Origin of the sequence: Thermogemmatispora carboxidivorans (assembly GCF_000702505.1) — a bacterium.
GTDB classification, from domain to species: domain Bacteria; phylum Chloroflexota; class Ktedonobacteria; order Ktedonobacterales; family Ktedonobacteraceae; genus Thermogemmatispora; species Thermogemmatispora carboxidivorans.
In genome coordinates this window covers 1549825-1561671 of sequence record NZ_JNIM01000001.1, presented here as the reverse complement: position 1 = coordinate 1561671, position 11847 = coordinate 1549825, and the positions used below count along the sequence as shown (strand labels likewise).

The 11847-nt window shown below is 60.6% G+C and carries 6 protein-coding genes; 3 read left to right on the top strand and 3 right to left on the bottom strand.

Translation table 11 applies throughout. The features are described from left to right. The first annotated feature begins 213 nt into the window (after positions 1-213). A complete protein-coding gene (locus N688_RS06185; RefSeq protein ID WP_052888464.1) occupies positions 214-3198 on the top strand; it encodes a cellulose binding domain-containing protein in 2985 nt (994 codons plus the stop codon). A 160-nt stretch (positions 3199-3358) separates the two neighbouring features. On the opposite strand, the gene N688_RS06180 is transcribed toward N688_RS06185, so the two are convergent. After that, positions 3359-4474: a methyltransferase domain-containing protein gene (locus tag N688_RS06180; protein WP_052888463.1), complete on the bottom strand. Its 1116-nt coding sequence runs from the start codon at positions 4472-4474 to the stop codon at positions 3359-3361. Between the two features lie 763 nt (positions 4475-5237). On the opposite strand from N688_RS06180, the gene N688_RS06175 reads away from it, so the two are divergent. Beyond that, a complete protein-coding gene (locus N688_RS06175) occupies positions 5238-6512 on the top strand; it encodes an L-lactate MFS transporter (protein ID WP_052888462.1) in 1275 nt (424 codons plus the stop codon). A 187-nt stretch (positions 6513-6699) separates the two neighbouring features. Beyond that, positions 6700-8967, top strand: a complete 2268-nt coding sequence (locus tag N688_RS06170) for an FdhF/YdeP family oxidoreductase (protein ID WP_052888461.1) — start codon at positions 6700-6702, stop codon at positions 8965-8967. Positions 8968-9215: 248 nt separating this feature from the next. Here the strand turns inward: N688_RS06170 and N688_RS06165 are convergent, their stop codons facing one another. After that, positions 9216-10601: a glycoside hydrolase family 5 protein gene (locus tag N688_RS06165; RefSeq protein WP_052888460.1), complete on the bottom strand. Its 1386-nt coding sequence runs from the start codon at positions 10599-10601 to the stop codon at positions 9216-9218. 225 nt (positions 10602-10826) lie between these two features. Beyond that, positions 10827-11810, bottom strand: coding sequence for a carbohydrate ABC transporter permease (locus N688_RS06160; RefSeq protein ID WP_202901849.1), 984 nt, complete (start codon positions 11808-11810; stop codon positions 10827-10829). Between the last annotated feature and the right edge of the window lie 37 nt (positions 11811-11847).

Here is an 11847-nt window from a genome sequence, read left to right as displayed (position 1 = left end):
ATCATCTTGATCCCGCCTCTCTGCCGCTTCCCGAACAGGAGGCGCTCCTGCTGCCCATCTGCCTATTACCTGCTCAGCCCTTGCTCTTGTGGTATCGCTCCCGGGAGCGATACCATCACGAATAGTAGCCGGAGCAGCAAGGTTCCCCATGTCTGTGTCGACTGAGCGCTCAGCCTGTTTCTGCATGACTACCGCTGCAAAGGAGTGCTTGCTATGGTAGAACACGTTTCACCTCCCCGCAGGTGGTCCAGATGGCCCTGGTGGACTAGAGGGGTCGGCTGGACCCGCCAGGCCGTGCCCCTGCTGGCCCTTTGTGCCATTCTTCTGCCCACCATTGTTCTGACCAGCCTCCACTCGCGTGCAGCCGGCGCCGCACCGGCTGCCAGCCAGTCCTACAGCTGGCAAAATGTGGTGACGGGCGGAGGGGGCGGCTTTGTCGTCGACGTGGTGTTTAATCCCAAACAGAAGGACCTGATCTACGCGCGCACAGACATTGGCGGAGCCTATCGCTGGAATCCTTCAACCGGCACCTGGACACAACTGATGGCCTGGGTGACTCCTGACAACTGGAACATGGCCGGCGTCGAGAGCATCGCCACCGATCCTGTCCAGCCCAACCGTCTCTACATTGCTGCTGGTCTTTACACCAATAACTGGACCAACCAGAACGGGGTCATCCTGCGCTCCACCGACTACGGCAATACCTTCCAGATCACGCAGATGCCTTTTAAGATGGGGGGCAATATGCCAGGGCGCGGCATGGGCGAGCGCCTGGCGATCGACCCCAATGACAACGCCATCCTCTACTTTGGGGCCCGCAGTGGCAACGGCCTCTGGCGCAGCACCGACTACGGGGCGACCTGGAGCAAGGTGACCAACTTCCCCGACACCGGCCCCTTTGCAGAGAACCCCAACGATTCGAGCGGCTATCTCAGCGATCCGGTGGGCGTCGTCTGGGTGACCTTCGATCCCTCGACCGGCACCTCGGGCAGCCCCACCAAGACCATCTATGTCGGTGTCGCCGATAACCGCAGCGGTGCTTACAACATCTATCGCAGCACCGACGCTGGTGCGACCTGGTCCCCGATCCCGGGCGAGCCGACCTGCAGCGTCAGTGGTACCACGGTGACCTGTACTGGCGGGGCCACCTGGAGCACGACCAGCGACGCCTCTACTGGCTATCTCCCCCACCAGGGCAAGGTCGATTCGCAGGGGACGCTCTACGTGACCTACAGCGACTGGGAAGGCCCCTATAATGGGAGTCGCGGCGATGTCTGGAAGTTTACGCCCAGCACGGGCACCTGGACAAAGATCAGTCCCGTGCCTGGCTCCGATAGCTCCAACGATTACTTTGGCTACGGCGGCCTGGCTGTCGACTGGCAGCATCCCGGCACAATCGTGGTAGCTAGCGTCAATTCCTGGTGGCCTGACGCTCAGCTCTTCCGCACCACTAACGGCGGCACTAGTTGGGAACCGATCTGGAGCTGGGCCAGCTACCCAAACCGCAATCTCTACTATACGATCGATGTCTCTAATGCCCCCTGGCTCGACTTCGGCAACAAGAACCCGGTACCACCAGTACCAGCGGTGAAGCTGGGCTGGATGATCGAGGGCATGAACATCGATCCCTTCAATTCGAATCGTCTGATGTACGGCACCGGTGCCACGCTCTACGCGACCAATAATCTGACAGCCTGGGATAATTATCAGAACGGCGGCATCGTGAACTTCAAGAGTACCGCGCTGGGCATCGAGGAGGAATATGTTACCGACTTAGTGAGTCCGCCGGCTAACGCTCACCTCTATAGCACGCTGGCCGACGTGAGCGGCTTCCGCCACGATGATCTGACGAAGTCGCCCCCGGAAATGTACTACATCCCTTACGCTGGCTCGTATGCCGCCATTGACTACGCCGAGCTGAACCCGAACTTTATGGTGCGCGTTGGCTATGGTAATCCAAGCGCCAGCCCGCCGGTGACGAGCACGGCTTTCAGCTACGATGGTGGCACCACCTGGTTCGCTGGTAATAAGGATATCGCTGGCGTCTCCCAGAACGGCGGTACTGTGGCCGCCGCCGCTGACGCCAGTCGCGTGCTGTGGGCCCCGGTCAACGCCCCGGTCTCCTATTCGACCGATAATGGCAATAGCTGGGTGGCTTCGGCCAACGTACCTCAGAATGCCGTTGTGGCTTCGGACCGCGTTAACGCGAAGAAGTTCTACGCCTACGGCCAGGGAAAGTTTTGGTACAGTACGGATGGCGGCGCCACCTTCACGGCATCGGCGACCACGGGTCTGCCCCAGGCCGGCGATTCGGTGGTGGTGAAGGCTGCACCAGGCCGCGAGGGCGATGTCTGGGTGGCCGGCGGCAACGCTGGAACCAGTGACTACGGTCTCTGGCATTCGACCGATGGCGGCCAGACTTTCACGAAGCTGAGCAGCCTGGCCGGCGCCGATAAGATCGGGTTCGGAATGCCTGCCCCAGGCCAGAGCTACCCGGCGCTCTACATCAGTGGGATCGTCGGCAGCGTGCGCGGCATCTTTCGCTCCGACGATGGCGGCAATAGCTGGGTGCTCATTAACGATAGTCAGCATCAGTATGGGAATATCACGACGATTACTGGCGATCCGCGGATCTACGGTCGCGTCTACCTCGGCACGAATGGCTTCGGGATCGTCTACGGCGATATCGCTGGGGCCGCGACGACCCCCACTCCAACAGCGGCAACGACCGCTACTCCTACACCAACAGCGGCTGTTACTCCGACGCCGACCAGTACGCCGACCCCCACGCCAACGCCACGCCCAACAGTGACGCCCACACCTACGGCAGCGGCTACCCCGACGCCTACACCTACGCCGACTTCGACTCCGACAGCCGGGCTCAAGTGCAGCGTCCATTATGCTGTGAATCAATGGCCAGGTGGCTTCACAGCCAATCTGACGGTGACTAACACCGGGACGACGACGATTAATGGCTGGACGTTGACCTTTACTTTCCCTGGCAATCAGGCGGTGACTCAGGGCTGGAACGGGGTCTTCTCGCAGCAGGGAAGCCAGGTGACGATCACAAACGCTAGCTACAATGGATCGATCGCGCCAGGCTCGTCGGTCTACCCGGGCTTCAATGGGACCTGGAGCGGCAGCAATCCATCGCCGACGGCTTTCTATCTGAACGGCACTGCCTGTACGATCGTTTAGCGCCTCCGCTTCTTCCTTCAATGGCCGGTCCTGCTGCGGTCTCCGCCGCACGAACCAGGCTCTACCGACGGACGGAGCAGGCTCCCGCTTGAGTCTGCTCCGTTCTTTTCGCCGTTGGCCCCTCCCCGGTCGGTAGCTGTCTTCTCCTCGCTGGCCGACGCTAAGGCTGCTGGCTGCGCTCGATTACTAGCAGCCCTCCACAAAGGTCCTCGCACCAGTAGACCGCCTCCTCCTCAAGCTGCGCCAGACACCATTGTCCCCAAAACTGGAGTTTTGCGGGCGAGAAGACTTGACGATGTCCATAGCAAGCCTGGGCTTGCTCCTCATAGGGAACGGCGATCAGGAGGCGACGACGGGTGACCTTGAGCAGCTGTTTCAGAGCCAGGGGCAGCTCGCTTTCTTCTAGATGCTCCAGGAGATGAATAGCCGTGACGGTATCAAACTGTCCCAGGCGGAGAAAGGCCGGCTGACAGAGGTCCCGCTGCTCAAGACGCAGCTGAGCGGCCAGTCCCAGCGCCTCAGCCAGGAGGGCAGATAAGCGTAGCGCCTCGGCCCGCCGATCAACAGCGACGATGGACTCCGGCGAGCAGTGACCGCCTCTGGCGACGAGCAGCGGCCAGTAGGCACAGGCACAGCCGACATCAAGCAGGCTCCTCCCCCACAGCAGAGAGAGCAGGCGGCGATAAATGGTGGCAAAGGCAGCGATGGTCTCGCTGCCGGTGGCTATACTTGCGGGTCCCTGAGCGATCCGCTCGCTGAGCTGAGTGAAGGTGTTCAGGGCGAAGCGGCGCCAGGCTCGTACGGGGGCCGTCGGTTCAAAGGAGACAATGAGGGCGTTCAGGACAGCGCTAAAGTCCGCTTCGCTCTGCAACCAGCCATCCCTCACCAACTCCTGTTGAAGATAGTCAACGAGGCGATTGTCACTCTCCTGCTCACTCAGCCAATGGGCAAGGAGCTGCTCCACCGACAGAGGCTCCTCTGCCACCTTGGCCCGCCAGGCAAGCAGAAAATGGGAGGTTCGCCGAATGCTCCAGCCCTGGCGTGATAACTGGCGCGCAAGTAGCTCCCTCTCGTGCTCGTCGGCCAGAGCAAGGACGCGCATATTCCCCACGTTGATGGCCCGAAGATGACGCACTCTCCCGCTCGATCGGCTCTCTCTTTCTGCTCTCTCTCCGGTCTTCTCGATGATCGTTCTCCCTCCTTGAATGCTCAGCTCACCCTGATGCTTCCAGCGATGTTGCCGCTCGGTGGCTGCCTGTCTGGTGGTAAGCTGCAAGGCAATTGATTCTTTATAGAGAGAAATATCATTTTAACTACTACAGTAGATCTTTGAAGATCAAGCAGAGATGGACTTGATTGACTCACGGGAGTCTGGTATACTTATCATATAGTATCACAGATCCTCAGTACTCTGCTTCCAGAGCGAAGCGCCGGGCGCTGAGAGCCTCAGCACGGGCCACTGAGGCTTTCGCTGCAGCGTACATGTGCCAAGCGCGCCCGGGTCAGGTAGAGGTCCTTCCTCCCATTCTTCTGAAGCTTTTGAGGTGATCAAGGGTAGAGTTCTGTCTCTGCCTGTCGGGTCGCCAGGCCAAGAAGGCGCGCGAGCAATCAGAGGAGGGGGAGAAAGGAAATCTCTCCTCGACCTGGGGCTGATCTACCTGTGCGGCTGGCAGACCGGTTCTGGCGCCTGGCAAGCAGCCTGGGGCCCGTCTCTCTCCTTTCACCGCATCGATCCGGCTGACCACAGGTCAGAGGAGGACCTTGCTGATCGAGCAAGCAGGTAATTGTGAGTCGAACCGTCTGACATTCTGCCAGGCCGCCACAGCCTGGCATACTCCGCACCCACCGCTGAGCAGCGTCGGCTCTTGCCCTCGGTCAGTTCAGCCGGAGAGCCGCTATTTCCGTTCAGGTTCGCACGAACTGATAGTCATGAGCAACCGATCAACCGGTAACGGTGAGCAAGCAGGTCTGGCGTCGCAGCCAGACGAGCAGAGCAAGGCTGCTAGCAGGCAAGACTAGTGGCCAGAAAGGATGAGCATATGGCGACCGCAACCTCGACGACGCAGGTACGCAATCGCTGGATCATTGTCATCGCAGCCATTGTGATGCAGCTCGCGCTCGGTTCCGTCTACGCCTGGAGCGTCTTCTCCTCCCAGTTGCAAAAACTCTATGGCTGGGATAACACGCAGGCAACGCTGCCCTTTACGATCGCCATCCTCGTTCTCGGTATTGCCGCGGCCATCGGCGGCTTCTGGATGGACCGCGTTGGGCCGCGCATTGTAGGAACAACCGCGGCTGTCTGTTACGGCTTAGGTGTCTTTTTGGCTGGTTTCACCGGCAATCAGCTGGCGCTCCTCTGCCTGGCCTACGGGGTGCTTGGGGGTCTGGGCATGGGTCTTGGCTATATCGTGCCTGTGGCGACCCTGGTCAAGTGGTTTCCCGATAAGCGGGGCATGGTGACTGGCCTGGCTGTCTTCGGTTTTGGTGGTGGAGCGGTGATTGTCTCACAAGTAGGGCCGCTTCTGATGAGCGCCTATGGTGGAGGGGTCCAGGCCCGCGGCATTGGCCCGGCCTTTATGACCCTCGGCATCATCTACCTGATCCTGATTGGTCTCGCCTCTCAGTTCTATGCCAACCCTCCGGCGGGCTACCGTCCTGCTGGCTGGACTCCCAGCGCCCAGGTCATCGCCCAGCGGGCTACCCGCGATTTTACTCCGGGCGAGGCGCTGACGCGCTGGCAATGGTATGCGCTCTGGGGCATTCTGGCCCTCAACGTGACCGCCGGCATTGCCATGATCTCTCAAGCCAAACAGATTGCCCTTGGCGGCGGGGCTCCTGATGCTCTGGCCACGCTCTTTGTCAGTCTCATCTCTATCTTCAATGCCTGCGGACGCTTCGTCTGGGCCTGGCTCTCGGATCTGATCGGACGTCGCCAGGTTTTCATGATCATGTTCGCCCTGCAGGTGGTGCTCTTCCTGCTGATGGCCGCTTTTGTCAAGGCATTCGCCATCATCCTGGTGCCAGCCCTGTTGGTGGCCCTCTGCTATGGCGGCGGCTTCGGCACCATGCCAGCCTTCACAGCGGACTACTTCGGTCCGAAAAATTCCGGCTCGATCTACGGTCTGATGCTGACCGCCTGGAGCGCCGGCGGCGTGCTCGGGCCGATCCTGATCGCCCAGGTCAAGGATCGCACCGGCGGCTACGTCGTGGCCCTGGTGGCTCTGGCCATCATTATGGCCCTGAGCTTCCTGCTGCCACTCCTCACGCGCCCGCCGCGCATCGAGGCTGCAGGAGAGGCCGCTGCTCCGGCCTGAGCTGGACCCGCCAGCCGGGGTACAGGCCAGTTGGCCATCGCCAGAAGCCACAGCGGCTGGCCTGTACCGCTGTCAGCGAAGCAGAGCACTGCATTCCTCCCTGCCTCTTATCGCCTGCATAGACTGCAACCATTGGCAGTATAAAAGCGTCACGACACCTCAAGACAAGAAGAGAAAGGGCGAGGCTATGGCTGCAAGCAAACCCATTGCACCACATCTGTGGGCCAGTTGGAAGCCCTTTGGCCTGGGCGAGCGCAAGCCCCATCACTTCACAGAGATTGCGCGCACCATCTGGCAGAATCGGCGCCATCCACTCTACGCCTGGCGCATTCTGACGCGCGGCTGCTGCGACGGCTGCGCCCTCGGCACCTACGGCATCCACGACTGGACGATGGACGGTATCCATCTGTGTACCATCCGTCTCAATCTCCTCCAGCTGAACACAATGGGGGCAATGCCCTGGGAGCGGCTGACCAACGACTTAGCGAGCCTCAAGCAGCTCTCCAGCCCTCAGCTCCGTCAGCTCGGTCGTCTTCCCTATCCAATGGTGCGACGCCGCGGCGAAAGCGGCTTTCGGCGCGTCTCCTGGGACGAAGCACTCGACCTGATTGCTGACGGCATCCGCGGCACCCGCCCGGATCGCCTGGCCTTCTATCTGACCTCGCGTGGCATCACTAACGAGGTCTACTATGTCGCTCAGAAGGTGGCCCGCTTCCTGGGCACCAATAATATCGATAATGCCGCCCGCGTCTGTCATTCTCCCAGCACGGTCGCCCTCAAACAGACCTTGGGCGTTGGTGCCTCCTCGGTCTCCTACAAAGATTGGATTGGCACCGATCTGCTGATCCTGCTCGGCAGCGATATCGCCAATAACCAGCCGGTGACGACCAAATATCTCTACTACGCGAAGAAGGCTGGCACGCGCATCGTCGTCATCAACCCCTACAAGGAGCCGGGCCTGACGCGCTACTGGGTGCCTTCAGTTCCCGAGAGTGCCGTCATGGGCACCAGGCTGATGGACGACTTCTTCCAGGTTTCGACCGGCGGCGACATCGCCTTCCTCAACGGCACCCTGAAGTATCTGCTCGAACAAGGCTGGGTCAACGACGACTTCATCGCCCGCCACACGGTGGGCTGGCCGGAGCTACAGGCCGAGCTGGCTCAACAAGATTGGGAGACGCTAGAGCGCTACAGCGGCCTGTCGCGCGACGAGATGCGTCGCTTCGCCGAATTAATTCACCAGGCGCGCAGCGGCATCCTCATCTGGAGCATGGGACTGACCCAGCACACCTTCGGCGTCGACAACGTCAAGGCCGTGGTCAACCTGGCCCTCTCGCAGGGCTGGGTCGGCAAGGAGCACTGCGGCGTCGTACCCATCCGTGGTCACAGCGGCGTCCAGGGCGGAGCCGAGGTCGGTGCCGTGCCAGATCTGCTGCCAGGCGGGGCCTCCGTCAACAAGCCTGCTGACGTCGAGCGCTTCAGCCAGCTTTGGGGCTTCGAAGTGCCAGAAGGTACAGGGCTACGCGCCGTTCAGATGATCGACGCCGCCTATGACGGCGATATCGATGTGCTCTACTGCAGCGGCGGCAACTTCCTGGAGGTTCTGCCCGATCCAGACTATGTGCGCCAGGCTCTGGAGCGCATCCCGCTGCGCGTCCACCAGGACATCTTTGTGACCAGTCAGATGCTGGTCGATCCCGCCGATACGGTCGTGCTCCTGCCCGCCCAAACGCGCTATGAGCAGCCAGGAGGTGGCACCGAGACCAGTACCGAGCGGCGCATTATCTTCACCCCCGAGATTCCTGGGCCGCGTGTCGGAGAGGCACGCTGCGAGTGGGAGATTTTCCAGGAGGTCGCCGCCCGCGTCCATCCCGAGCGCCGCGAACGCATTGTCTTCCCCAATGCTCAGGCGATCCGCGAGGAAATTGCGCGCGTGATGCCGCTCTACGCGGGAATCGAGCGTCTGCGCAAGCCGGGCGATCAGGTGCAGTATGGCGGGCGCGTCCTCTACCGCGATGGGCAGTTCAAAACAGCTGATGGCAAAGCCCATTTTTCTGTGCTCCGCCCGCCCGAGCTGAACCTGCCCGAGGGACGTTTCATGCTCTCAACCCGCCGCGGCAAGCAGTTCAACAGCCTGATCTACGGCAAAAAGGATACCATGAGCGGGGCCCCGCGCGACAGCCTCTTTATCTCTGCTGAGGATGCCGCCGCCCTGGGCCTGCATCACGGCGATCGCGTGCTGGTCAAGAGCGACAACGGCCAGAGCATGCCGTGCCGTCTCTTTATCGACAAGATTAAGCCGCGCAACGTGCAAGCCTTCTGGCCGGAATGCAACGTCCTCCTTCGCCGGCGCGTCTGCGATACTGCCGCCGGCATGCCCGACTACAACGCGATCGTCGAGATCGTGCCACTAACGACGCCTGCTCTGGCAACAGCGAGTAGCCTGAGCCACTAATCAGCCGTTGATCAACCGCGGTCATCCCGCCAGGCTAGCCAGCGCCTAAGAGAGCAAGACGGGCGACTGCGACCCGCAGAACAGGTCACAGCCGCCCGCTCTTCCTCCCGGGGACAGGGAGGCAAGTGCGAGAGCCTCGCGGCTCTCTCAGGAAAGGGAGCCAGGGTCGGGTACCGCGGTGCTCAAGGGGGAGAAATCTGCTCGCCGCACCCGCTCGCCCGTCGGCCCCCTCCCTGTGCCAGCACCAGTCAGCGACCAGCATACTCCCTGAGAATGTCGTTGAGCGGCTCACGCCGCATGCAGTGCTCGAAGCGGAAGGACTGGAGGAGGCGATCAAGCTCAGCCTCGCTTAGGCCAGCAAAGAGCGCTGCAAATTCCTCCAGCAGTGGCTCCGCCAGGAGAATCTGGCGTACCAGCCGACGAATCAGCCAGCCCGCTCCAAACGGGAAAGGAGCATAGTCAGGGAACTCACGCGCAAAGGTCTCCTCCAGCGGTTGCACGATATGACGGATGTGCGTATCCAGCGTCCCCCAGATATCGGCGCCGAGACGGGCCTTCTTCTCCAGGAAAGGACGCAGCAGCTCGTTCCAGGGAGAGTCGGGCGCGGTATAGACCAGGCCCTGGAGACCGATATCCTTGTAGGTCCAGATAGACCAGCTTGCTCCATAGCGCTGGTAGATCTCCAGCTGATCGCGCAACAACTGATAGCGCATGGCATCGCTCTCCGGCTCGCCGCGGTAGACTGGACCAAACTCACCGATCCAAATCGGGCTGCCCTTCTCACGCATGAAGGCCGTGCGCTTCAGAAAGACCTCTTCAATAACACTGGCATCAAAGTACTGGCCATCGGTATAGCCCGGGTAGGGACCGCCGTGGATGAAACCAGGCTCAGCATAGTCGTGGGCTGTAAAAACCGTATTGGGCCAGATCTCCTGGAACATGTGAAAATCTTGTGAATAGCGGTTCCCATCGAAAAAGATGATATGCTGAGGGTCGACCGCGCGAATGGCCTCGTAGAGGCGGCGATAGAACGGCTCAATCAGCTCGCCCGTGGGATCGCCAGGCTCGTTCATTGGATTATAGCCCGCCACCCAGGGATGGCCCCGATAATGGCTGGCAAGCTCCTGCCAGAGATGCACCGCCCGATCCTGGAAATGGCGATGCTTCCAGAAGAGCGCCTTGTGCGTCGGATTATCGCTATGCCAATCCTGGTTTTGGTAGCCCGGCAAAGCGTGCAGATCGAGAATGGTATAAATCCCCTGCTCCGCACAGAGATTGACCACGCGATCCAGATGCTGGAAGCCCTCTTCTTTGACGACAAAAGGTTCCATATCTGACTCAAAGTGCCGATAGTTGATCGGAATGCGCACCAGATTGAGCCCGAGCGAGGCAAGAAAGCGCGCATCTTCAGGACCAAAGAAGTAGTCCAGGAAGCGGTCGAAGAAGAAGCGATACCGCTCGGGGCCAAGCACCTGGCACAAGGCTTCACGCTGCGCCTCCTCATTGGCCGGATAGCCAGTAATGAAGTTTTCCATGTTCATCCAGCCACCCAGGCCGACGCCGCGTAAGATCACGGGCTGGCCCTCAGCGTTAACAATCTGCGACCCCTGCGTAGTGAGCATACCTGATGTCATGTTATCCTTTCTCGTTCTCATGGTTGTAGCGAGCCGGGTTTTGCCAGCTCAGCTACTCGCCTGTCCCTTTGCCTGGTCAGAGCCTCCTCCGCCTTGCCTCCTCTTACCTCGTGATCACAAGCCCACAGCCCCAGCGAGGAGGCGGGAGCCAGCCCCTCCCCAACTCCAGAGGCGGCATTGCTGCCCTGCAATCGTCGCTCCTTCGTCTGTCAGAGTCAGACGGCTTCAGCGGCTGAAACCGGCCAACAAGCCCGTCAGCAGCTGCCGTCTGCCGAAGATATAGAGCAAGAGCATCGGCACCGCCGAGAGGAAGACAGCGGCCATAATGGCAGGCACATCGGCAGCATACTGTCCCTGGAAGCTCCACAAAGCGAGAGGCAACACGCGCACCTCCGGGCTTTGGGTCAACACCAACGGAAAGAGGAACCCATTCCAGACCTGGATCGACTCATAAATGGTCACTGTGATTAAGGCCGGGCGCGAGAGTGGAATGACGAGCCGCCAGAGAATCTGCCGATGGCTAGCTCCATCCAGGCGCATCGCCTCATGCAACTCGACAGGAATATCACGAATAAAGGTCACCAGTACCAGCACCGACAAAGGTACCCCAAAGGCCACATAGGGCAGGATCAGGGCAAAGAGCGTATCATAGAGACGCATGCCACTGATGAGGGCATAAATCGGAATGATCACGGCCTGCAAAGGGATGGCCAGGCCCAGCAGGAACAGGCTGAAGATGGTTCGCGTCAGCCGGTTGCGCATGCGCGCGATGGCGTAGGCCGCCGGGACGGAGATCAACAAGATCAGAGCCACACTGATCACCAGCACAAAGAGGCTGTTGAGCAGATACAGCCCAAAGCCATTCTCCCAGACCCTGCTATAGTTTTCCAACGTCGGCTGTGATGGAGGCAACCAGGGATTATCGAGATAGAAGCCAGCCTGTGAGCGAAAGCTGCTTATCAACATGTAGAACAACGGGTAGAAGGCCACCACAAACCAGAGCAAGCCGCAGAAAGCTGGGATCAGCTCGACCAGCCGACTCGCCCGGAAAGGCCGCTGCTGGTGGGGGAGCTGCTCCACCGGCGCGCGCTTCTTCTCCAGGTCTGCATCACCGGACGGGGCCGGCGCCACCCTGGCTGCGGCCTTCATCGGCGCGCTTTGCCCCCCAGCAAAGGGAAGCCCGCTCAGCAGTGCACGGTTCAGCCGCATTGCCTCGCCTCCTTCTCTTCTGCTTTCCATTTTCTTT